The organism is Streptomyces sp. NPDC004752, from assembly GCF_053601275.1.
Genome location: NZ_JBSGBN010000127.1, coordinates 1 through 22,166 on the forward strand (window position 1 = coordinate 1; position 22,166 = coordinate 22,166).

Below are 22,166 nucleotides of genomic sequence, written 5' to 3' on the forward strand. Positions count from 1 at the left end.
GTGCGGTCCAGGCCGGGCCCCCGGTGGTCGGCGGGTCTGCGACGCCGCGGACATTTCCGCGGCGTCGCCGCCGATCACGACCAGCCGTCCCGTCCCGTCCGGCCCTCGCTCGGTCCTCGTCCGCTCCCGGCTCGGTCCTGGCTCGGTTCTGGCTCAGTCCACGTCGCCGGGCTCCTGGGCGCCCTCGGTCCCGGGCGCCGGGCGGGCATGGGGCAGCGGGCTCGGGGCGGTGGTGACCGGCGCGGGTGCCGCGCGGCGCGGCAGCCGGGGCCGCACGACCCGCAGCCACACCAGGACGAGCAGCGCCGCGAGGCCCGCGAAGGGCAGCACCGCGCCCAGGGCCAGGGCGATCCAGCGCAGCATCGTGACGAAGACGTGCCAGCCGCTCGTGACCGCGTCCAGGAAGCCGGGGGCGTCGTCCTCCCGCGCGTTCTGCCGCGCGGGCGCCTCGGACAGCGTCAGGGTGATGGTGGCAAGGCTCGTGCGGTCCTTCAGGGACGCCTGCTGGGCGAGCAGCGACTCCAGGTCGGCCTCGCGGCTGCTCAACTCCCCTTCCAGGGTGACCACGTCGCTGAGCCGGTCCGCCCGGTCCATCAGCTCGCGGATCCGGGACACGCTGGCCCGCTGGGAGGCGATGCGGCTGTTCACGTCCACGACCTGGTCGGTGACGTCCTCGGCCCGCGCGGTACGCGAGATCAGTTTGCCCGTGCCCTGGAGGTCGGCGATGACCTCGTCGTACGCGCCGGTGGGCACGCGCAGCACGACTCGGGTGCGCTCATGGCCCCCGGAGTCCCGGCTGGTGCTCTCCCGGCCGACGAATCCGCCCGCGCCCTCGGCGACGGTGCGGGCCTCGTCCAACGCCTTGGGCACGTCCGCGACCCGCACGGCCAGGGTGGCGGTGCGGATGATGTGCTCGGCGGTGATCCGGGGCGCCTCGGGGGCCGTCTCGGCCTTCTCCGACCGGCTCGGCCCGCCGGCCCCGCCGACCGCGTCGGAGCCGGCGTCGGCCGCGGTGTCCCGCCGGGCCGCGCTGGGCACTGCGGCCTTGCTGTCGCCGCTCGCGGTGTCGGAGGCGCCGCAGCCGGTCAGCGCGACGGCGGCGGCCAGCAGGATTCCGGCCAGGGCGGGCACGGGGCGTACGGAGCGTGGTGTGGCCATGTGGCATTTCCCCCAAGGGTCGTGACGACTGACGCTCCTTCGACGCCGCACCCGGACGGGACGTTGGCGGGGGACGGTTCCGATGAGGTCACGGTCACGACGCGAGCCGGACACGAGGCGCCGACGCGGGCCGGACCGAGGCGCCGACCCGGCTGTCGGCGGCGTCTGAGAGGGTGGAGCCATGAGCGGATCGGGTACGGGCACGGGCCATGTAGTCGTCATCGGAGCCGGGATCGCCGGGCTGGCAGCGGCGCACCGGCTGCTGGACCGCGGGGCACGGGTGACCGTGCTGGAGGCGGCGGACCGGGTCGGCGGCAAGCTGCTGCCCGGTGAGATCGCGGGCGTGCGGGTCGACCTGGGCGCCGAGTCGATGCTCGCCAGACGGCCGGAGGCGGTGGCGCTCGCGCGGGAGGTGGGTCTGGCGGACCGGCTGCGCACCCCGGCCACCGCGACCGCCTCGATCTGGACCCGAGGCGCGCTGCGCCCCCTGCCCAAGGGGCATGTGATGGGCGTGCCCGGCACGGCGTCCGCGCTGGCCGGCGTGGTCTCCGAGGAGGGCCTCGCCCGCATCGAGCGCGAAGCCGGCCTGCCGCGCACCGAGATCGGCGAGGACGTGGCCGTCGGGGAGTATGTGGCGGCGCGGCTCGGCCGCGAGGTCGTCGACCGCCTGGTCGAGCCCCTGCTCGGCGGGGTGTACGCGGGCGACGCGTACCGCATCTCGATGCGCTCGGCCGTCCCCCAGCTGTTCCAGGCCGTACAGACCCACGGCTCCCTCACCGAGGCGGTCCGCGACCTTCAGGCGAAGGCCGCCGCGGACCCGCGGACCGGCCCGGTCTTCCAGGGCATCGAGGGCGGCGTGGGCCGGCTGCCGCTCGCGGTCGCCGAGGCCGTGCGGGCGCGTGGCGGCGCCGTCCGCACCTCGACACCGGTCACGGAGCTGCGCCGGGAGGCGGCGGGCGGCTGGCGTCTCGTCGCCGCCGACCGGGTGCTGCACGCCGACGCCGTGGTGATCGCCGTGCCCGCGCCCACCGCCGCCGGCCTGCTGGCCGCCGAGTCCCCCGGCGCCGCCGCCGAACTGCGGGCCGTCGAGTACGCCTCCATGGCCCTGGTCACCCTCGCCTACCGGCGGGAGGCCGTCGCCCTCCCCGAGGGCAGCGGCTTCCTGGTGCCCCCTGTCGACGGGCGCACCGTCAAGGCGTCCACCTTCGCCTCCGCGAAGTGGGGCTGGATCGCCGAGGAGGACCCGGAGGTGATCGTGCTGCGCGCCTCCGTCGGGCGGTACGGCGAGACGGAGATCCTCGGCCGCGACGACGCCGGCCTGGTCGATGTGTCCCGGCACGACCTGCGCGAGGCCATCGGCCTGACCGCCGAGCCCCTTGAGACCCGGGTCACCCGCTGGACCGACGGCCTGCCCCAGTACCCCGTCGGCCACCACGCGCGCGTGGCCCGCATCCGCGAGCACGTCGCCAAGCTGCCGGGCCTCGCCGTGTGCGGCGCCCCGTACGACGGCGTCGGCATTCCGGCGTGCATCGCGAGCGCCGAGGCCGCCGTGGATCTGCTCGCGGACGGCCTGCGCGCGGACGGGGCCGCGGCGGCGGAGCCGACCGGCCACCCGGTGCACGGCCCGCGGGACGGGGCGGGAGAATGAACGCATGAGTGACGACGCACCCACCACCGAAGCCGGCAGGATCCCCAACAAGGGCAAGCTGGCCAAGGACCTCAACGAGGTCATCCGCTACACGCTGTGGTCCGTCTTCCGGCTGAAGGACGCGCTGCCCGAGGACCGCACGGGCTACGCCGACGAGGTCCAGGAGCTGTTCGACCAGCTCGCCGCCAAGGACGTGACGGTCCGCGGCACCTACGACGTCTCCGGGCTGCGGGCCGACGCCGACCTCATGATCTGGTGGCACGCCGAGACCAGCGACCAGCTCCAGGAGGCGTACAACCTCTTCCGCCGCACGCGGCTGGGCCGCGCCCTGGAGCCGGTGTGGTCGAACATGGCGCTGCACCGCCCCGCCGAGTTCAACCGCTCGCACATCCCGGCGTTCCTCGCCGACGAGACGCCCCGCGCCTACGTCAGCGTCTACCCCTTCGTGCGCTCCTACGACTGGTACCTGCTGCCCGACGAGGACCGCCGCCGGATGCTCGCCGACCACGGCAAGATGGCCCGCGGCTTCCCGGACGTGCGCGCCAACACGGTCGCCTCGTTCTCCCTCGGCGACTACGAGTGGATCCTGGCGTTCGAGGCCGACGAACTGCACCGCATCGTCGACCTCATGCGCCATCTGCGCGGCTCGGAGGCCCGTCGGCACGTCCGCGAGGAGGTCCCCTTCTTCACCGGACGCCGCAAGGAGATCGGCGAGCTGGTCGCGGGCCTCGCCTGAGCGCTCCGCTGGGTTTGCCGCGATATGCCTGCGGCGGCGCCGTGGTTGGTCGCTCCCCCAAGTTCTCGGCTTCGCTCGAACAGGTGGGACCCCCATCGCGGCGGAGCCGCATATCGGGCGGGGCGCGTACGAGGTGTGTCGTCGGTTGTCTGCGGCAGCGTCGTGGCTGGTCGCGCAGTTCCCCGCGCCCCTTTGGGGCGCTGCCGCAGCGGGCCCGGCCGGGATGCACCGTCGTCTGGATCTGCCGGGATGCGCCGTTCTCCGTGTGCGGGCGCATCGTGGCTGGTCGGGCCCGCGCGGCGGAGCTGCATATTGCTACAGCCCCGCGCCCCTTTGGGGCGCTGCCGAGCCGTAACGGGTTTCGCCGGGTCTGCTTGGCTCCCGGCGTCAGGCCCGCTCGGCCTTGCCCTTCAGCGTGTCCCGCGGGGACTGTTGCTCGGTACGGCCGCGCGGTGCCTTCGGTTGTGGTTCCGGGCGTGGTGCGCATGTGGTGTGCCGGCCCGGGACCCGGCCGTCCAGTAGATACGCCTCCAGATGGGCGTTCACACACGGGTTCGGCCCGCCCGCGATCCCATGCGTCCCCGCGTCCCGCTCGGTCACCAGGACCGAGCCGGCCAGCCGCCGGTTCATCTCCAGCGCCCCGCCGTAGGGGGTGGCCGCGTCCCGCTCCCCGGCCAGGATCAGCGTCGGCGGCAGCTCGCCCGGCCCGGTCCGCACGTCGAGGGGCCGCTGCCGGGGCGCCGGCCAGTAGGCGCACGGCAGGTTGGCCCACACGTTGTCCCAGGTCTCGAACGGCGCCACGCGCGCGAGCCGGGTGTTGTCGCGGTCCCATACCGCCCAGTCCGTGGGCCAGGGCGCGTCGTTGCACTCGACGGCCGTGTAGACCGCGTTCGCGTTCTCGGCCTCGGCGGCCGTCCCGGCGACCGGCGCGGCGATCCCCACCAGTGGTTCGGGATCGCCCTTGAGGTACGCCGACAGCGCAGCGGCGCGGCTCGGCCAGAAGTCGTCGTAGTACCCGGCCGTCAGGAACGCGCCCTGCAACTGGGCCGGTCCGACCTTGCCGTCCGCGGGTTCGGCGGACAGCAGGGCCCGCGCCTTCTCATAGCCGGCCCGCACCCGTTCCGGCGTGTTGCCGAGCCCGTACACATCGTCGTGCCGGGCGATCCACTCGCGGAAGTCCGTCCAGCGGCTCTCGAACGCGGCCGACTGCTCCAGGTTGGCGCGATACCAGATCTGCGCCGGGTCCGGGTTCACCGCCGAGTCCAGCACCATCCGCCCCACGTGCGAGGGGAACAGCGTCGCGTACAGCGCGCCGAAGTAGGTGCCGTACGAGGCGCCCATGAAGGTCAGCTTGTCCTCGCCCAGCGCGGCCCGCAGGACGTCCAGGTCACGGGCGTTGTTGAGCGAGTTGTAGTAGGGCAGGGCGCCGCCGGTCCGTTCGGCGCAGCCGCGCGCGTACTCCTTCGCCCGCGCGATGCGTTCCTGCTTGTACGCCTTCGAGGGGTGCGTCGGCGACGGCGAGGGCCCTTTGTAGAAGCGCGCGGGGTCCTGGCAGGACAGGGGCGCCGAGCGGCCCACCCCGCGCGGTGCGTAGCCGATCAGGTCGTAGGCGGCGGCGATCCGCCGCCACTCGGGCAGCACCCCGATCACCGGGAAGGACAGGCCGGAGGCGCCGGGACCGCCCGGGTTGTAGACGAGGGCGCCCTGCCGCTCCACCTTGAGCTTGCTGTTGTGCGGGTCCTTCTGGGTGGCCCGCATCCGGCTGACCGTCAGTTCGATCTGCTTGCCGTCGGGGTGCGCGTAGTCGAGCGGCACGGACACCGTGCCGCACCGCAGGCCCGCCGGCGCGTCCTGCTCGGCGGAGCAGGTCCCGAAGTCGACGCCCGCCGCCCGGACGCGCGCGGCGGCCAGCGCGGTACCGCGGGCCTCGGCCGCGGCGCCCGGAGCGCCCGGGGCGCTGCCGGCCGGCGCGGTGGCGAGGGCGGTCAGGAGCAAGGATCCGGCGGCCGAGTAGAGGGCGGCAGCTTTCATCGGGTATCCCTTCGGAGCGCGGCAGCACCGGCGCTGCGGCGACAAGAGGGAAGTTTCGTTCGCGTATCGGCGAAGGCAAGCACCGCCCGGCGGTGTCGGCGCCAATGCCCCCCGTGCGCCCCCGGAGGGCTTGTTTCACTCCCGCCCGGGCCGGTCGCGGTGGGCGAAGGCGGCCCGCAGGTCGGTCTCGCCGATCGCGCGGATGCCGCGTACGGCGACGGAGGTGAGGTACATGCGCTCGTCGCCCGCTCCTGTGGCGTGCCGGGCCAGGGCGCCCAGCAGCCGCCATGTGGTCGCGGCCGTACGGGTCGGCGACGGTCTTCCAGCCGGTCGAGGCACGGCCAGGACAGCGTTTTCCGGTCCGTGACGTTCCCCGTCCCGTGCGGGTCAGGGGTTGTTGGGCGGGGGTGCGGAGGCGGCCGGTGAAAACGTCGGGGAGGATGCGGGGGAGGGGACCACCGGGATCGCCGAGCCGGCGTCGACCGTCGGCGGCGTGGCATCGGAGGCGGACGGTTGGCGGCTCGCCGCCAAGTCCCGGGCCAGCGCGGCGAAGTCGACGTAGCCCGTCGCCTCCAGGACCTTGATGTGGTCCAGGACGGTGGTGTTGGCGTCGTCGGCGAGATCACGCACCAGCGAGTTCTGGGTGCCCGCCCGGACCTGGGCGACGACCGAGAAGACCTTGCCGTGGGCCAGTCTGAGGATGTTGGCGAACGCGCGGTCGAAGTCCACTCCCTGCGCGGCGTCCAGCTCCGCCAGCCAGCCCCGCTGCTGTGCGGTGGGCGCGTTGGGCAGGGCCAGGCCGAGCCGAGAGGCGACGAGGCGGACGTGCGCGTCCAGCGTGGTGTGCCCGTCGACGAGATGCTGTCCTGCCGTCCGTACCGCCGGGGTGGTGCCCTTGCGCTGTGCCAGCTCGCCGGCCGGCAGTTCCCACAGTCCGGCCAGTCGGACCCTGGTGACGAAGTCCTGGTCGAGCGCGGACAGCGGGCCGTACGATGTCGTCTCGGTCCGTGTGCTCAGCACGTCCGCGCCACTCGTTCCGGACCGGTCGGCGTAGGACCAGATGGGGAAGATCAGCGCCGCGAGCGTCGCGGCCAGGCCGGTGATGATGAGTCCGGTGCCGCTGAAGATGCCTCTGCCCTTGACCGGGGGGCGCGGTCGCATGGTGCCTCCTGCTCGCGGCACCGCATGCCGGTATGTGTCGGGTGGGTGCGGGTTGGCATATTACTGTGCAGACCGCCCCGACCGCCCCGACCGTCCTATGGCAGAACCGGGCGAAACAGGTCGATCCGGGAGTGAAGTGGGCAACGGCGTACGACCGTTGATCCCGGCACGGTCCCCCCGGACCGTGTCACCTCGGCCGAGCCAGCACCCCCCGCGCCAGTACCCCCCGCGCCAGTACCCCCAGCGCCAGCACCCCCCGCGCCAGCACCCGCCGTGCCGCCCGGCCGACCCGGGCGACCGGGCGCCGGGACGGCGGCACCGGCCCCGACCGCTCCCGCCACCACGCGCGCAGCTCCCGCCGCACCCCGGCGTCCTCGGGCCGCCGCGCGCTCAGCAGCTGCGCCACGAAGTCCAGCGCGTCCCGGCGGTATCCGCCGGTCATCGGCCGCGCCTGCGCATAGTCGAGGAACGCCGGGCGGTAGCGGGCACCGAGGATCCGGGGCAGTTCGGGCGCGACCTTGGCGACCACGTCCGCCCGCTTCGCGGCGAGCGCCCGCGCCTGCACCCCCATCCGCACCCGGTCGAAGCCCTCGGGCAGCGGAGTCCCGGCGACCAGCGCGGACAGCACCGCCGTCTGGGCGAGCGCGACCCGCTCCCGGTTCGGCTCGCCGTCCGCCCGCGCGGCCGTCCGTGACATCGGCCGCGGCGCGGCGGCCGTTCGATGGTTCGCGGCACCCTTGTCCACGGCCGTCCCGATGGCCGCCAACTCCCGTTCCAGCTCCTCGGGTTCCGGGAAGTTCTCGTCCCGCTCCAGCAGCACCCCCGGCGGCCGGACCCGGGAGGCCAGGTCGGTCAGGATGTCGAGGACCGGCCCCGGGACCGGGTGGGCGTGGCTGTCGTGCCAGACGCCGTCGCGTTCGAACCCGCCCGCGACATGCACGTACGCGATGGCCTCCAGCGGCAGTTCGGCGAGCGCCCCGGCCGGATCGTCACCGCGGTTGACGTGGTTGGTGTGCAGGTTCGCCACGTCGATGAGCAGCCGCACACCGGTCCGGTCGGCCAGTTCGTACAGGAACTGCCCCTCGGTCAGCTCCTCGCCGGGCCAGGAGATCAGCGCCGCGATGTTCTCCACGGCGAGGGGCACGGGCAGGGCCTGCTGGGCGATGCGCACGTTCTCGCACAGCACGTCGAGGGCGTCGCGGGTGCGCGGCACGGGCAGCAGATGGCCCGCCTCCAGGCGCGGGGACGCGGTCAGCGGGCCGCCGGCCCGGACGAACGCGATGTGCTCGGTGACCAGGGGCGAGCCCAGCGCGGTGGCGCGCTCGGCGAGGGCGGTGAGCCGGTCCTCGTCGGGCCGGTCCGCGTCGCCGAGGCCGAGCGAGACCCCGTGCGGGACCACGGTCACCCCGCGCTCGCGCAGCCGCAACAGCGACGCGGGCAGCTGCCCGGGACACACGTTCTCCGCCACCGCCTCGACCCAGTCGATGCCCGGCATCCGCTCCACGGCGTCCGCGATCTCCGGTCGCCAGCCGATCCCCGTCCCCAGCCGTCGCATCGCCCTCCCCAGTTCTCGCATCGCCCGTCCCCTCCCCGTGCCTCCTCGTCGCCGTCGTGGCGTGACGAAGGTATCGCCCGGCCGCCCGGCCCCGAATCCCGCCGTCCGCGTCTTCAGAGCAACATTTGAGGTTCCCGGCGGGCACCGGCGCGGCGGACCGATGGCCTGCGCCATGGGTGCAGGAGCCGTGGGGATCTCCCGCCCCCTCGCCGGTTTCGGTCCTAGTGCCCCGGCAGGCAACGTTTGCCCGTTGAGGAGCGGCGTCTGGTGCGTGCTCTCGGCGTGCCGGGTGCAAGCCCTCGTACTGGACGTACTTGGGCTTGTGCCCGGTGCGGCGAGAGTGCGTGCCGGGCGTCGTGACGGGGCGAACGTTGCCTGTTGGGGCACTAGCTACCAGGAGTGCCGTGCGACGGTTTCATTGAGCCGCCCGATGTAGTGGCTCAGGCGTTCGAGATCCTCGTCGGACCAGTCCAGCAGGGCCGCTGCCAGGAGCCGGGAGCGGTGAGCGGTGGCCTGGGCGAGAAAGTGCCGTCCGGTGTCCGTCAGTTCCACCCGGCGCGTGCGCCGGTCCACGGCATCCCGGACACGGTGGACCAGGTCCTGCTCGACCAGCCGGTCGACGACGCGGACGGCGCGGGCCCGGTCGGTCAGCAGCAGATCGGCGATGTCGGACAGGGTGGGCGGGGGCGGTGAGCTGGCTTCGACGAAGCGCAGCACCCGGTAGCCGGTCGCCGTCACCTCTCCCGACAGCCCGCTCAGGAACCGCTCTCTGAGTACCGGCCCGTACAGCCCGAGCCGCCCGTGCCGCAGCTCCCGCAGCGCGCAATCCAGTCCGCGTACCGCGTCCGCCCGATCGTTCACACCCACAGCCTGCTGTCCGCCGCCAGGCGTCGCAATCACCGGTGCCGAAATGGTTGTCAGGGTTCGGTCTTTGGTCGCCTTCGCAGCCGGGGCGATTGGCGCACTGTTCACGACTCGCCGGTGCCGGACCGAACGGGGACCATGAGAGGTTCCCGGCATGACGACGACTTCCACAGGCACAGGGCAGCCGGCCGGTACGGCGGTCGAGGAAACCAGCGGGCAGCAGACGATCGGTCGACAGCGGCAGACCCACCAGGTGAGCCGACGTGGGCTGATCGGTGCCGCCGGAGTGGCCGGCGCCGGCTGGGGAGGACTGCTCGGCGCCGGACAGGCCGCCGCCTCACCGGTGTTGTGGCTCCGCCCCGAGGGCTCCGGCATGCCACCGGTGAGCGGCCTGCATCTGCAGTTCGGCGCGGACGCCTCCCGCGAGATGGTGGTGTCCTGGCAGACGCCGGTGCCGGTGCGGCGCCCGCGGGTCCTGCTCGGCACGCCCGCGGGCGGGCTGGGCCGCGACCTCCCGGCACAGACCGTGTCCTACAAGGACGCGAAGTCCGGACAGACGATCTACGCTCATCACGCCCGGCTCGGTCGGCTGCGCCCGGACACCGAGTACGTCTACGCCGCCGTGCACGACGGGGCCGCAGCGGAGCCGGGGACGTTCCGGACGGCGCCGAGCGGCAGGGCGCCGTTCACCTTCACCAGCTTCGGCGACCAGGGCACTCCCACGGTGGGGAAGCTGAACGGCCCCCCGCCGTCGAAGATCACCTCGAAGCTCACCTACCTCAACGACAATCTCGGCTCGCCCTACGCGGGCGATGTGACCACGGCGGTGGAGCGCGTCGCACCGCTGTTCCACCTCATGAACGGCGACCTGTGCTACGCGAACCTGGCCGCCGACCGCATCCGCACCTGGTCGGACTGGTTCGACATGACCACCCGGTCGGCCCGGTTCCGGCCGTGGATGCCGGCGGCCGGCAACCACGAGAACGAGTCGGGCAACGGGCCGATCGGATTCGCCGCCTACCAGACGTACTTCGCGCTGCCGGGCAACGGCGGCGATCCGGAGACCGACGGCCTGTGGTACGCGTTCACCGTGGGATCGGTGCGTGTGATCAGCCTGGCCAACGACGACGTGGCCTACCAGGACGCCGGCGACTCCTACGTCCGCGGTTACTCGGGCGGGGCCCAGCGGCGCTGGCTGGAGGCGGAACTGACCCGCACCCGGGCCGACCGCGACATCGACTGGATCGTCGTCGTCATGCACCAGGTCGTCGTCTCCACCGCGGACCACCCCGGCAACGGCGCCGACCTCGGCATCCGCCAGGAATGGCTTCCGTTGTTCGACCGGTACGGGGTGGATGTGGTCGTCTGCGGTCACGAGCACCACTACGAGCGCTCCCATCCGATCCGGGGTCAGCAGTCCAACGACACCATGACGCCCGATCCGGCGGCCACCCGCACCGACCTCGTCGACACCACCGCGGGCACCGTCCACCTGGTCATCGGCGGAGGCGGCACCTCCATCCCGTCCAAGGACGTGCTGTTCGACACCCCGCAGTGCAACGTCATCACCGGCGTCGGCCCCGCCGGGGCGAACGGCAAGAAGACGCCCTTGTACGTGACGGAAGCGGCGCCCTGGTCGGCGGTCCGCGACCGCGTCAACCCCTACGGCTTCGTCGCCTTCTCCGTCGACCCCGGCACCCTGGCCGGAGGTCACACCAGCATGGCGGTCACCTATTACGCCGTCACCGGCCCCTACGGCCGGATCGAGCCGGTCGACACCTTCACCCTGCGCCGTACCCGCAACGACGTCAGGAGGCAGGGGTGAACGCGTAGCACGCGCACCCGTCCCGCTCCGCGTCGGACAGCTCCCGTCGGAGGGGGAAGGAAGGCCGGCCCTAGGTCCGGTCGGGAGCCTCGATCGGGACACCCGCGAATTCGTCGGTGCCCACCGAGGATTCCTTCGTGGGACCGCACAGCTCGACCGACGTGGCCCCCTCCGTGTCCGGCAGGCTGGACCAAACCACGCGGGGGCAGAACCGGGTGCCCCCTTCAACGGCGACGGTCAGCCCGGGGGCGATCTCCGTGAAGCCCGCGTCCCGCACCAACGGCAGCCCGCCGGTGGTCAGTTCGCGCCAGTCGGCCGGGTCCGCGGTGCGCACGGCCAGGGGGAAGCCCGCGTCCCGCCAGTCGGCCCGCTCCGCCTCGGACAGCTCCCACCAGGCGAGCTGGGCGCCGTGCCCGGCCTGGGCCATCGCCTTTCCGGCCGACATGTCGAGCCCCGGGTTCAGCCACAGCACGGGCTGTGCCGGGTCGGGGCCGGCCGGCGGCTCCGGATCGTCGAGTTCGGTGCCGGACACCTGGAGCCGGGCGAGGTCCTTGGGCCAGCCGTCCAGCGGAACCGGCGGGAAGACCCGTACCTCCGCGGACTTCCCGGTGACGGTGATGCCCGGCAGCGCCTCCGCCCGCCGCCACTCGGCGCCCCGGGCCCGCCGTACCACCTTGCGGATCCGGGCGTCCTGCCAGTCCCGCACGGCCCGCGCCCACTCCCCGTCGCCCAGCGCCCGCTCGTCCGCGAGCAGCACGAGCACGGCCCGGGCGGCGGTCTCCAGGGCGTCGGTGCGCGCGGGCGGCGCCGTCCGCTCGATCCGCACGACGAGTGGCAGCACGAACTGCGGGGCCTCGTCGCGTGTGCAGCGCGCGGCACGGAAGGGGCTGTCACCGGGGGAGTCAGGAACGTCGCTCACGGCAGCCCACCCTACGGGTCCGGTCGGCGGTGCCGCCGCGTCCCGGTGCGCACGGCCGTCGGTCACGCCGAGCAGGCGGTGCGCCGGTGCGACCGCGGGTGCGGGTACCCGGTCGGCCCGCGGCGGCACGCACTTCGTGTACGGCGAACCGCCGGCCGCGGGGGGCCTGCCGCGGCCGGCGGTCGGATGGGGGCCTCGTCGGTCGTGCCCTCGACGTGGGCCGGTCAGCGGCGGGTGCCGCTCTGCGAGATCAGCGTGGAGACCTTCGCGAACTGATAGCCCTGCTTGCGCAGTTCCGGCACGAGCGTGCGCACGACCCGCTCGGTCGTCGGGGCGGCGCTGCGGGTGCAGTGCATGACGACCACCGACCCGGGCTTCACCCCGTCCAGCACCTGCTTGACGACCGCGTCGGCGTCCGTCGCGAACGCGTCCCCGCTCACCACGTCCCACTGCACCGCGGTGACCCCGAGCCCGCTCAGCGCGCGCAGCGACTGCTGGTCGTAGCAGCCGCCGGGGAAGCGGAAGTACGGCATCGGGTGCGGCACGCCCGCCTTGCGCAGGGAGGTGTACGCCTGCTCCACATCCGACCGCATCCGGTCGGCGGGGACGGTCGGCAGGCCGTAGCAGTCGCCGGTGAAGGCGTAGTGGCTGTAGGAGTGGTTGGCGACCTCGAACAGTGGATCGCCGCCGATGGAACGGGCCTCGGCCGGGTACTGCTCGGCCCATCGGCCGGTCATGAACACGGTCGCCGGAACCTTCAGTTCGCGCAGGGTGGCGATGAGCTCGGGGTTGTCGAAGTGCTCGCCCGCCGCGGCGCGCGGCCCCTGGTCGGCGGTCATGTCGGCGTCGAAGGTGAGGGCGACGATCTTGCCCCGGGTGCGTGGGCCGTTCATGAAGACCGGGGTGAGACCGCCGGGGCCCGGGGTGAGCGTGGGCGGAAGTGACGACGACGCAGACGACGCAGACGAGGCGGACGAGGAGGCAGCGGGCTTCGCCGGGGCCCGGCCCTGCGGGACCTCGGCGGTGCCGCAGGCGGCGAGGGCTGCGCCCAGGGCGCAGAGGGCGGTGACTCGGCGTACGAGAGTGAACACCGTATGAAGATATGACTGGAAAAGTGGCATGTGGGACGACATGGCGCGTGGGCTGTGAACGCGTCACCCGCCCGGCGGTCGGTCGGGTCGGCTCAGCGGCTGTAGCGGCCGGTCAGGGCGCCGGAGGTGAGGGTGTGGTCGGCGAGGGCGCGGCGGAGGCCGTCGGCGGTGGCGGTGGCGGGTGTGAGGTCCGGTTTCCGGTCGGTGGCGTAGACCGTGAAGACGTAGTGGTGCGGCCGGTCGCCCGGTGGCGGGCAGGGGCCGCGGTAGCCGGGACTGCGGAAGTCGTTGCGGCCCTGCGTCGCACCCGCGGGCGCCTGGCCCGCGGTCAGTGATGTGGTGCTCGGGGCGATGTCCCACACCAGCCAGTGCGTGAACGGGCCGTGCGGGGCATCGGAATCCTCGACCAGCAGGGCCAGCGAGATCGCCCCCGCGGGTACGCCGGAGAAGGCGAGCGGTGGCGAGACGTCCGCGCCGTCGCAGGTGTAGCGGCGCGGGATCGTACCCCCCTCGGCGAAGGCGGAACTGGTTACTTTGATGCGGTGCCCCGACGACGGGGCGGGGGAGGAGGCCGAGGGCGCGGCGCCGCCGCCCCCACAGGCCGCCGCGCCGCCGAGTACGACGGCCAGCACTGCGACGATCACCGGACGGTTGCGCATGCCCGCAGGCTAGGCCCTGCCGACGCCAGCGCCCCGCCCCGCCCCGCGCGCCGCCGTGTCCTCCGGCCGGGGCCGTACGCCGCAGGGCCTGCGCCTTCCGGGGGTGACGGACGCGGGGGACGGCGGATGTCCGACGGCCGGGGCGGGTCAGGGCCGGCCCATGCAGTCCGTGGGCAGGGGCAGGTCAAGGCCGCTCCGTGCGGTCTGTCGACGGGGGCGGATCAGTGCCGGTCCGTGCGGTCCGGGTGGTCCGGGTGGGGGGTGGGGGGCGGCGTGTCCTCCTGTGCCGGGCGGGGCGGGCGGGGTGCTCGGGCGGCAGAGTGGTCCTGGCCGTTCGGCGGGGTGGCTTCGGCGTGGGGTGCGGCGCCGGACGCCGCTTCGATGCCCGTCGGCGGCTGCTGTGCCTTCTCCAGGAAGCGGAGCAGCTCCACCGGGAAGGGGAGCACCAGCGTGGAGTTCTTCTCGGCGGCCACCGCCACCACCGTCTGGAGCAGCCGCAGTTGCAGCGCGGCGGGGGTGTCGGCCATCTGCTGGGCCGCCTCGGCCAGCTTCTTCGACGCCTGGAACTCCGCGTCGGCGTTGATGATCCGGGCCCGGCGCTCGCGGTCCGCCTCCGCCTGCCGTGCCATGGACCGCTTCATCGTGTCCGGCAGGGAGACGTCCTTGATCTCGACCCGGTCGATCTGCACGCCCCAGCCCACGGCCGGGCTGTCGATCATCAGCTCAAGGCCCTGGTTGAGCTTTTCGCGGTTGGACAGCAGATCGTCGAGGTCGCTCTTGCCGATGATCGAACGGAGCGAGGTCTGCGCCATCTGGGAGACGGCGAACCGGTAGTCCTCGACGTTGACGATCGCGGCCGTCGCGTCCATGACCTTGAAGTACACGACCGCGTCGACCCGCACGGTCACGTTGTCACGGGTGATGCCCTCCTGTGCCGGGATCGGCATCGTCACGATCTGCATATTGACCTTGCGCAGCCGGTCGACCCCGGGGATCACCGTGGTGAAGCCCGGTGACCGGGCCGGGATCATGACCCGCCCGAGCCGGAAGACCACGCCGCGTTCGTACTGTTTGATGACCCGGGCCGCCGCGGCCAGATAGACCAGGCCGGCGGCACCGAGGCCCACGAGGGCGCCCAACAGGTCCTGGAGCATGACGACCTCCTCCGCTCAGAGGCCCGTTCCGTCCGCTCCTGCAACGATATGCCCGGTGTCCGGTCCGGGGCCACGCCCGGCCCCGGACCGGACGGGCGCGTTACCGTGCCGCCGTGAGCCGCACCGGCTCGGTCCCGGACGAGCTGTGCCGCTCGGCCCAGGAATCCAGCGCCGTACGGCAGGCGTGGTCCAGGTGGTGCAGGCCGGACAGGTCGAGCCGGACCGGCCGGTCCGTGGGCAGCGCCTCCAAGCTGTCGAGGATCTTCGGCAGCCGCAGGAAGGTCGCGTTGCCGGACAGCCGCGCCTCGACCGGGCCCGCGCCCTTGTCGACGAACTCCAGCCTGACGTGCGAGGCATCCCACGCCGTCTTGGCGATCGCCAGCGCCAGGCCGATGAGCACGCCCTCGAACATGCTGACCACGACGATCGACACGGCCGTGACCACCAGGATCAGCGCCTCACCCCGGGACTCGCGCCACAGCGTGGCCAGCGCCCGCACCGGAATGAGCTTGGCGCCCGAGTACACCAGGATGCCCGCGAGGGCGGGGATCGGGATGTGGCCGAGCAGCTGTGGCAGCAGGGCCGCGAACAGCAGCAGCCAGACTCCGTGCAGCACCCGGGACGCCTTGGTACGGGCGCCCGCCTGCACGTTCGCCGCGCTGCGCACGATCACCGCGGTCATCGGCAGCGCGCCGAGCAGCCCGCAGACCGTGTTGCCGACGCCCTGGGCCACCAGCTCCTTGTCGTACTCGGTGCGCGGCCCGTCGTGCAGCCGGTCCACGGCCGCCGCGCTGAACAGCGACTCGGCGGACGCGATCAGCGTGAACGCGACGACCGTGCCCAGCACCCCGACGCCGGCGAGTTCGCCGAAGGCGCTCAACGGCGGCGGCTGGATCGCACCCAGCAGCCCCCGCACCTCCACGGTGGCCACCGGCAGGCCGAGGGCCGAGGCGGCCAGCGTGGCGAGGCCGACCGCGGCGAGCGGGCCCGGCACCGCCCGTATCTTCGCGGGGGCGAGCTTCCACAGCACGAGAACCGCGATCGTGCCCGCGCCGAGGGCGAGGGAGGCCAGCGCGTCCGTGTCGCCGAGGGCGTCCGCGAGCGCCCCGGGGAGCCCGGCCAGCTTTCCGGGGCCCGAACCGGGGGCCTCGGTGGCCAGCGCCGGATACAGCTGTCCGGCGATCAGCACCAGACCGATACCGGCCAGCATGCCCTCCACCACCGAGACCGAGATGGCCCGGAACCAGCGGCCCAGCCGCAGGGCGCCCATCGCCGTCTGGAGCACCCCGCTGACGAGCACGATCACCCCGAGTACGGGTAGCCCGAACTGGTGCACCGCCTCGAAGACCAGCACGGTGAGGCCGGCGGCCGGACCGGAGACCTGGAGGCTGCTGCCGCGCATCAGCCCGGTGACGATGCCTCCGACAATGCCGGTGACCAGGCCGAGTTCGGCCGGTACGCCGGAGGCGACGGCCACGCCCACGCACAGCGGGAGTGCGTCCAGGAAGACGACGAGGGAAGCGGTGAAGTCCTGCCTGAGATGAGGGTATGTGTTCGTCACGGCGCCGCTCACAGTGTTCGAAGGTGTCGGTCTGCAAGGTGTCGGTCTGCGCGATGTGCGCCCGGACGGCGTTGGGATGCACCTCGTAGTACCGGGCGGGCAGGGCGAGTTGCCCCCGGGCCGGGCGCGGGATCGGGTGCGCCGGCCAGTGGCGCACGGCGGATGCGGCGGTCAGGGCTCCATGGTGTGTGGGTTCCTCTTGGCGCGCCGGGCCGCCGCGTCGGATGTGCACAACGGGTGTGCACGACGGGTGCGGGAGTGCCGGCGCGCGACGGCTTTCCCGAAAACTCGGATTCGGATCCGGATCCGAATTGAGCCTGGCCCTCGGATTGAGTCTTGGTCTCGGAATGAGCCTTGGCCTCGGAATGACGGAAGGTATGCGCGGATGCGAAGGAATCCGTGGGAGCGAAGAAGTGTGGGGCGAGCGGGACGGCGGCGGGGAGCGCCAGCGCGCTCCGGTGCGTTCTACCTCGGAACATGCGCCCCCCCTCCCGACAGTTCACGCCTCTAGCGCATGCCAACCAGTGGTCAATGGATGGTCAAGAAACACGTTAACCCTGCAAAGTTGTTTGCAGGGTCAACTCGGTGTTTCGGGCGCAGGAGAGCGTGAAAAGTGCGGGTCCTATGGCGTGAACCGGTCCTTGACCCGCTGGTCTCGATCGGCTGTCAGGCCGCCACGAGGGGTTTTGCGTCCCGGGCGAGCGCGGTGAGCCGGGATATCGCGCGGAAGTACTTCTTGCGGTAGCCGCCGTTCAGCATCTCCTCGCTGAACAGCTCGTCGAAGGGCGACCCGGAGGCCAGGACGGGCACTTCACGGTCGTAGAGCCGGTCCGCGAGGACCACGAGGCGCAGCGCCGTGGACTGGTCGGGCACCGCCCGCACATCGGTGAGGCACACCGCACGCACGCCGTCGGTCAGCGCGCCGTAGCGGCTCGGGTGCACCTTGGCGAGGTGGTCCAGCAGCCGCGGGAAGTCGTCGAGCGAGGCGCCCTCGGTGGCGTACGCCGTCTGCGTCACCTGCTCGTCGGAGTACGGCGCCGGCGCCTCGGGCAGACCGCGGTGGCGGTAGTCCTCGCCGTCGATGCGCAGGGCGCGGAAGCGGGCGGACAGGCCCTGTATCTCGCGCAGGAAGTCGGTGGCCGCGAACCGGCCCTCGCCCAGCTTGCCCGGCAGGGTGTTGGAGGTGGCGGCGAGCGCGACCCCCGCGTCGACCAGCCTGCCCAGCAGTGTCGACACCAGAACCGTGTCGCCGGGGTCGTCCAGCTCGAACTCGTCGATGCACAGCAGCCGGTGGCCGCTGAGCGTGCGCACGGTCTCCTGGAAGCCGAGGGCGCCGACCAGGTTCGTCAGCTCGACGAAGGTGCCGAACGCCTTGAGCGCGGGCTCGGCCGGGGTGGCGTGCCACAGGGAGGCGAGCAGATGGGTCTTGCCGACGCCGTACCCGCCGTCCAGGTAGACGCCGCGCGGGCCGGCCGGGACCTTCGCGGCCCTGGACCTGCCGAGTCCGAGGAACCTGCGCTGTGCGCCGCCCCTCGCGGGCGGCCCGCCGAGACCGGCCGCGAAGCCCGCAAGGACCCCGACGGCCTCGGTCTGGCTGGGCTGGCCCGGGTCCGGCAGATAGGTGGCGAAGCGAACCGAGTCGAAGCGCGGTGGCGGCACCATCTCGGCGACCAGCCGGTCCGCGGGGACATGCGGCTCGCGGGCGCACAGGGACAGCGGGGCCGGGGCGGCGGAGCCGGGCCGGGAAGCGGCGGTGGAGGACGACACGATTCCCCATGGTAAGCGCCGTGTCACACTGCATCGCATGCGACGCCTGTTCCCTGTGACCGAAGAAACAGCAGCCCAGGATTCCGCCGGGGAGGCCGGACGGGCGGGGGCGCGGGCCGCCGCGGACTCCGCTTCCGGGGGCGCGGGCGATCGCTTGGCGCGGGAGTGGAGCCTCGCCGAGCTGGCCGCCGCCTACGCCTATCCCGGCCCGGCCCGCCCCGGTGGGGCGGCCTGGCTGCGGGCCAACATGGTGTCCACGCTCGACGGCGCCGCCCAGCACGAGGGGCGTTCGCAGCCCATCTCCGGCGCCGCCGACATGCGGATCTTCGGGACGCTACGGGCCCTCGCGGATGTCGTGGTCGTCGGTGCGGAAACGGTACGCCAGGAGGGCTACCGGCCCGCACGCGCGCGTGCCGAGTTCGCGGCCGCCCGGGAGGCGGCGGGGCAGGGCCCGGCGCCGGGCATCGCGGTCGTCAGCGCGAGCCTGGAGCTGGATTTCTCGCTCCCGCTGTTCACCGCGCCCCTGGTGCCCACCCTGGTGTTGACCGGCGTCGCGGCGGACCCGGACCGGATCGCCGCCGCCGAGCGGGCGGGCGCCCGGGTGGTGATCGCGGGCGACGGCGCGGGCGTGGATCCGGCGCGTGCGGTGCGGGCCCTCGCCGGGCTCGGCCACACCCGGCTGCTCACCGAGGGCGGCCCCCGGCTGCTCGGCCGGTTCATCGCCGCCGGGGTTCTGGACGAGCTGTGCCTGACCCTCTCGCCGATGCTCACCGCGGGTGACGCCCAGCGCATCGCCGGTGGCCCCCCGGTCGCCGTGCCCCGGCGTTTCGCACTCGTGTCCCTGCTGGAGGAGGCCGGATATCTGTTCGCCCGCTACCAGCGGTCCTGAACACGGCGGAATGTGTCGTTCCGTTTAACTTTCACCAGGCACACTGAATCCGGCAGGACCCGTGCGATCACGGGGCAGGATGGTTTCCGCAGGGCCTGGTACGGCCCACGGAGGAGAGAGGGCCTAGGGCCCTCGAAGGAGAATGGGGCGCTGGTGTTCACAAGCGTTTTGATGATCGAGAAGGCCCTGACGTCCGCCGACGTGGAGTTCGTCACCACCTTGCACGGAGACGAGCCGGTCTCCTTCCATGTGCTGCTCCAGCCGCGGGGCGACCAGGCGGACCGGCTGCTGCGGGCCATCGACGACATCGCCCTCGGCGAGCTGGACGACGCCGCCCGCGAGGGGGAGACACCGGAGGGCGCCGCCGCGAAGGAGCCCGCCGAGCAGGCCCTGGAGGTGTCCCTCACCGCGCTGCGGGCGGCCGGCGGCCAGGCGGCGCAGGGGCGGCTGGTCGAGGACCATCCGCTGGACGCCCTGAAGGCTCTGGTGGAGGAGGTCGGGGCCGATGAGGTGATCGTCCTCACCGACCCGCACTACGTGGAGGAGTTCTTCCACCGGGACTGGGCCTCGCGGGCCCGGCACAAGGTGGGGGTGCCGGTACTGAAGCTGTTCTCGCACAGCAGGGCCTGAGCGCTCCGCTGGGAGGGCCGTGATGCGGCGGTCGCTCCGCGGGGTGGGCCGTGATGCGCTGGGTGCTCCGCGGGGTGGGGCCGTGCGGGGCTGTTGGTCGGCTGCGGCGGCCTCGTGGCCGGTCGCTCTGCCGATGGGCCGTGGTGCGCCGGGTGCTCCGCGGTGGGTCCTGGGCGGCGCCGGGCGCTCTGCGGGAAGGGGCCGTGCCGCGTCGTTGTCGGGCCGTGGAGGCGTGGTCGCCGGTCGCTCCCCCAAGTTCTCGGCTCCGCTCGAACAGGGACCCCCATCGCGGCGGAGCCGCATGGTGATAGAGCCCTGCGCCCCTTTGAGGTGCAACCGAGCCACAGCGGACTTCGCTGCGCCCCGTTGAGGCGCTGCCGAGCCACAGCGGACCTCGCCCGGCCGCTCGGCTCAGCCGCTCGGGCCGGTTCACGCCTGTCGACGGGCGCCGGTTCACACCCTTCGGCGGGTGTCGCTTCACGCCCGTCGGCGGGCGCGGCGAGGGGCCGGCCGGGTGCGGGTACGCCGTACGCCCCGGCGGGCGGCGCCGTCAGCCGCCGGCACAGGTGGTCGATCGCGCCGCGGGAGGGCGCGGTCACCGGCACGCAATAGGCTGGGGGCGCGTTCCTCTCGGGGCGCGCTCCGTCGTCGTATCGCATCTGGGAGACACGCGCATGGCACCCGGCCTTCGTACCGCCATGGACCGACCGCACTTCATCGGCATCGGCGGCGCCGGGATGTCGGGGATCGCGAAGATCCTCGCGCAGCGAGGGGCCAAGGTCGCCGGGAGCGACGCCAAGGAGTCGGCGACCGCCGAGGCCCTGCGGGCGCTCGGCGTGACCGTGCACATCGGGCACGCGGCCGAGCACCTCGCCGACGACGCCGACTGCGTGATCGTCTCGTCGGCGATCCGCGCGGACAACCCGGAGCTGGTCCGCGCCGCCGAGCTGGGCATCCCGGTGGTGCACCGCTCCGACGCCCTCGCCGCCCTGATGGACGGCCGGCGGCCGATCGCCGTCGCGGGCACCCACGGCAAGACGACCACCACGTCGATGCTGGCGGTGGCGCTGACCGAGCTGGGCCTGAACCCCTCGTACGCCATCGGCGGCGACCTGGACGCCCCCGGCTCCAACGCCCTGCACGGCACCGGCGAGATCTTCGTGGCCGAGGCGGACGAGTCGGACCGCAGCTTCCACGCGTACGCGCCCGAGGTCGCGATCGTCCTCAACGTCGAACTCGACCACCACGCCAACTACGCCTCGATGGACGAGATCCACGAGTCCTTCGAGACCTTCGTCGGCCGGATCGTGCCCGGCGGCACCCTGGTGATCACCGCGGACCACGAGGGCGCCCGGGAGCTGACCCGGCGGCTGGCCGGATCCGCTGCCGCCCGGGTGCGGACGGTGACCTACGGCGAGCGCGCGGACGCCGACGTACGGGTCCTGTCCGTCGTCCCGCAGGGGCTCCGGAGCGAGGTCACCGTGGAGCTGGACGGCGCGCCGCTGACCTTCACGGTCTCCGTGCCCGGCCGCCACTACGCGCACAACGCGGTGGCCGCGCTCACCGCGGGGGCGGCCCTGGGCGTCCCGGCGCCGGAGCTGGCGGCGGCGCTGGGCGCCTACACCGGGGTGAAGCGTCGGCTGCAACTGAAGGGCGAGGCGGCCGGCGTGCAGGTCATCGACTCGTACGCGCATCACCCGACCGAGATGACGGCCGACCTGGAGGCGATGCGGGCGGCCGCCGGGAACGCCCGCATCCTCGTGCTCTTCCAGCCGCATCTGTTCTCCCGCACGCAGGAACTGGGCCAGGAGATGGGCCGGGCCCTGGCCCACGCGGACGCCTCGGTCGTCCTCGACATCTATCCGGCCCGCGAGGACCCGATCCCCGGCGTGACCAGCGAGCTGATCGTCGAGGCGGCGCGCGCGGCGGGCGCGGACGTCACCGCCGTGCACGACAAGGCGCAGTCCGTGTCCGTGATCGCGGGAATGACGAGGCCCGGCGATCTCGTTCTCACCATGGGCGCGGGCGATGTGACCGATCTGGGCCCGCGGATCCTGGACCACCTGTCGCAGCAGTGAAGGGGCTGAGACTCATGTCGTACGACGTCGAGAAGCCGGACGAGCAGTGGCGCGCGGAGCTGACCCCGGCCGAGCACGCCGTACTGCGCCAGGCCGCCACCGAGCCGGCGTTCACCGGTGAGTACACGGACACCAAGACCACCGGCGTCTACTCCTGCCGCGCCTGCGGTGCCGAACTCTTCACCTCGGACACCAAGTTCGAGTCCCACTGCGGCTGGCCGTCCTTCTACGACGCCCGCGACTCGGACGCGGTGGAGCTCCTGGAAGACCGTTCCCACGGGATGGTCCGGACGGAGGTGCGGTGCGCGCGGTGCGGCTCTCACCTCGGACACCTTTTCGAGGGGGAGGGCTACGGTACGCCGACGGACCAGCGGTACTGCATCAACTCGATCTCACTGAGGCTGGAGCCGACCGAGCACTGAGGCCCGCGCCTCATGAGC

18 protein-coding genes and 1 pseudogene are annotated in these 22,166 nt (G+C 73.2%); 7 read left to right on the forward strand and 12 right to left on the reverse strand.

Annotated features, from left to right (window positions below; genetic code table 11):
• Positions 1-153 precede the first annotated feature (153 nt).
• Positions 154-1,158, reverse strand: coding sequence for a DUF4349 domain-containing protein (locus ACWEKM_RS36665; RefSeq protein ID WP_451625607.1), 1,005 nt, complete (start codon positions 1,156-1,158; stop codon positions 154-156).
• 181 nt (positions 1,159-1,339) lie between these two features.
• Here ACWEKM_RS36665 and hemG point away from each other — a divergent pair, with 181 nt between their 5' ends.
• Together hemG and hemQ are read left to right on the forward strand one after the other, a co-directional pair.
• Positions 1,340-2,806, forward strand: a complete 1,467-nt coding sequence (gene hemG, locus ACWEKM_RS36670; RefSeq protein ID WP_451625608.1) for a protoporphyrinogen oxidase — start codon at positions 1,340-1,342, stop codon at positions 2,804-2,806.
• Between the two features lie 4 nt (positions 2,807-2,810).
• Positions 2,811-3,542, forward strand: a complete 732-nt coding sequence (gene hemQ, locus ACWEKM_RS36675) for a hydrogen peroxide-dependent heme synthase (protein ID WP_451625609.1) — start codon at positions 2,811-2,813, stop codon at positions 3,540-3,542.
• Positions 3,543-3,929: 387 nt separating this feature from the next.
• Here the strand turns inward: hemQ and ACWEKM_RS36680 are convergent, their stop codons facing one another.
• The 5 genes and pseudogenes from ACWEKM_RS36680 to ACWEKM_RS36700 all read right to left on the reverse strand — a co-directional run bounded on the left by ACWEKM_RS36680 (position 3,930) and on the right by ACWEKM_RS36700 (position 9,150).
• Positions 3,930-5,573 (reverse strand): alpha/beta hydrolase, encoded by a 1,644-nt coding sequence (locus tag ACWEKM_RS36680; RefSeq protein ID WP_451625610.1) that lies wholly within the window; start codon positions 5,571-5,573, stop codon positions 3,930-3,932.
• Positions 5,574-5,708: 135 nt separating this feature from the next.
• A pseudogene (locus tag ACWEKM_RS36685) lies at positions 5,709-5,861 on the reverse strand (TIGR04222 domain-containing membrane protein); the annotation flags it as partial.
• Positions 5,862-5,960: 99 nt separating this feature from the next.
• Positions 5,961-6,734 carry a DUF4142 domain-containing protein gene (locus ACWEKM_RS36690; protein WP_451625611.1) on the reverse strand — a complete coding sequence of 258 codons (774 nt, stop codon included), beginning with the start codon at positions 6,732-6,734 and terminating at the stop codon, positions 5,961-5,963.
• Between the two features lie 187 nt (positions 6,735-6,921).
• Positions 6,922-8,289 carry a DUF692 domain-containing protein gene (locus ACWEKM_RS36695; RefSeq protein ID WP_451625612.1) on the reverse strand — a complete coding sequence of 456 codons (1,368 nt, stop codon included), beginning with the start codon at positions 8,287-8,289 and terminating at the stop codon, positions 6,922-6,924.
• A gap of 390 nt (positions 8,290-8,679) precedes the next feature.
• Entirely contained in the window at positions 8,680-9,150 is a 471-nt protein-coding gene (locus ACWEKM_RS36700; protein WP_451625613.1) for a MarR family winged helix-turn-helix transcriptional regulator, read from the reverse strand.
• 157 nt (positions 9,151-9,307) lie between these two features.
• Here ACWEKM_RS36700 and ACWEKM_RS36705 point away from each other — a divergent pair, with 157 nt between their 5' ends.
• The gene (locus ACWEKM_RS36705) at positions 9,308-10,978 is read left to right on the forward strand and encodes a purple acid phosphatase family protein (RefSeq protein ID WP_451625614.1); all 1,671 of its coding nucleotides are present in this window, start codon (positions 9,308-9,310) and stop codon (positions 10,976-10,978) included.
• Positions 10,979-11,048: 70 nt separating this feature from the next.
• Here the strand turns inward: ACWEKM_RS36705 and ACWEKM_RS36710 are convergent, their stop codons facing one another.
• The 6 genes from ACWEKM_RS36710 to zapE form a co-directional block, all read right to left on the reverse strand.
• Positions 11,049-11,897, reverse strand: a complete 849-nt coding sequence (locus ACWEKM_RS36710) for a peptidyl-tRNA hydrolase (protein ID WP_451625615.1) — start codon at positions 11,895-11,897, stop codon at positions 11,049-11,051.
• Positions 11,898-12,121: 224 nt separating this feature from the next.
• Complete coding sequence (locus tag ACWEKM_RS36715) at positions 12,122-12,988, reverse strand: polysaccharide deacetylase family protein (RefSeq protein WP_451625616.1); 867 nt, start codon at positions 12,986-12,988, stop codon at positions 12,122-12,124.
• A gap of 92 nt (positions 12,989-13,080) precedes the next feature.
• Positions 13,081-13,647, reverse strand: a complete 567-nt coding sequence (locus ACWEKM_RS36720) for a YbhB/YbcL family Raf kinase inhibitor-like protein (RefSeq protein WP_451625617.1) — start codon at positions 13,645-13,647, stop codon at positions 13,081-13,083.
• A 221-nt stretch (positions 13,648-13,868) separates the two neighbouring features.
• Entirely contained in the window at positions 13,869-14,801 is a 933-nt protein-coding gene (locus tag ACWEKM_RS36725) for a slipin family protein (protein WP_451625618.1), read from the reverse strand.
• 100 nt (positions 14,802-14,901) lie between these two features.
• Positions 14,902-16,362, reverse strand: coding sequence for a SulP family inorganic anion transporter (locus ACWEKM_RS36730; protein WP_451625619.1), 1,461 nt, complete (start codon positions 16,360-16,362; stop codon positions 14,902-14,904).
• A 666-nt stretch (positions 16,363-17,028) separates the two neighbouring features.
• Complete coding sequence (zapE, locus tag ACWEKM_RS36735; RefSeq protein ID WP_451625620.1) at positions 17,029-18,129, reverse strand: cell division protein ZapE; 1,101 nt, start codon at positions 18,127-18,129, stop codon at positions 17,029-17,031.
• A gap of 37 nt (positions 18,130-18,166) precedes the next feature.
• Between zapE and ACWEKM_RS36740 the strand changes: the two genes are divergently transcribed.
• The 4 genes from ACWEKM_RS36740 (at position 18,167) to msrB (ending at position 22,148) form a co-directional block, all read left to right on the forward strand.
• Positions 18,167-19,018, forward strand: a complete 852-nt coding sequence (locus tag ACWEKM_RS36740; protein ID WP_451625621.1) for a pyrimidine reductase family protein — start codon at positions 18,167-18,169, stop codon at positions 19,016-19,018.
• Between the two features lie 153 nt (positions 19,019-19,171).
• Complete coding sequence (locus tag ACWEKM_RS36745) at positions 19,172-19,648, forward strand: indole-3-glycerol phosphate synthase (RefSeq protein WP_451625622.1); 477 nt, start codon at positions 19,172-19,174, stop codon at positions 19,646-19,648.
• 674 nt (positions 19,649-20,322) lie between these two features.
• Entirely contained in the window at positions 20,323-21,726 is a 1,404-nt protein-coding gene (gene murC / locus ACWEKM_RS36750) for a UDP-N-acetylmuramate--L-alanine ligase (protein WP_451625623.1), read from the forward strand.
• Positions 21,727-21,740: 14 nt separating this feature from the next.
• A complete protein-coding gene (msrB, locus tag ACWEKM_RS36755; protein WP_451625624.1) occupies positions 21,741-22,148 on the forward strand; it encodes a peptide-methionine (R)-S-oxide reductase MsrB in 408 nt (135 codons plus the stop codon).
• Positions 22,149-22,166 lie beyond the last annotated feature (18 nt).

What these genes read in the sequence shown, in the direction of transcription:
- hemQ (WP_451625609.1), top strand. Translation starts at nt 2,811, where the DNA reads ATGAGTGACGACGCACCCACCACCGAAGCCGGCAGGATCCCCAACAAG.
- ACWEKM_RS36690 (WP_451625611.1), bottom strand. Translation starts at nt 6,734, where the DNA reads ATGCGACCGCGCCCCCCGGTCAAGGGCAGAGGCATCTTCAGCGGCACC.
- hemG (WP_451625608.1), top strand. Translation starts at nt 1,340, where the DNA reads ATGAGCGGATCGGGTACGGGCACGGGCCATGTAGTCGTCATCGGAGCC.
- ACWEKM_RS36740 (WP_451625621.1), top strand. Translation starts at nt 18,167, where the DNA reads ATGCGACGCCTGTTCCCTGTGACCGAAGAAACAGCAGCCCAGGATTCC.
- msrB (WP_451625624.1), top strand. Translation starts at nt 21,741, where the DNA reads ATGTCGTACGACGTCGAGAAGCCGGACGAGCAGTGGCGCGCGGAGCTG.
- murC (WP_451625623.1), top strand. Translation starts at nt 20,323, where the DNA reads ATGGCACCCGGCCTTCGTACCGCCATGGACCGACCGCACTTCATCGGC.
- ACWEKM_RS36695 (WP_451625612.1), bottom strand. Translation starts at nt 8,289, where the DNA reads ATGCGACGGCTGGGGACGGGGATCGGCTGGCGACCGGAGATCGCGGAC.
- ACWEKM_RS36665 (WP_451625607.1), bottom strand. Translation starts at nt 1,158, where the DNA reads ATGGCCACACCACGCTCCGTACGCCCCGTGCCCGCCCTGGCCGGAATC.
- ACWEKM_RS36680 (WP_451625610.1), bottom strand. Translation starts at nt 5,573, where the DNA reads ATGAAAGCTGCCGCCCTCTACTCGGCCGCCGGATCCTTGCTCCTGACC.
- ACWEKM_RS36705 (WP_451625614.1), top strand. Translation starts at nt 9,308, where the DNA reads ATGACGACGACTTCCACAGGCACAGGGCAGCCGGCCGGTACGGCGGTC.
- ACWEKM_RS36725 (WP_451625618.1), bottom strand. Translation starts at nt 14,801, where the DNA reads ATGCTCCAGGACCTGTTGGGCGCCCTCGTGGGCCTCGGTGCCGCCGGC.
- ACWEKM_RS36720 (WP_451625617.1), bottom strand. Translation starts at nt 13,647, where the DNA reads ATGCGCAACCGTCCGGTGATCGTCGCAGTGCTGGCCGTCGTACTCGGC.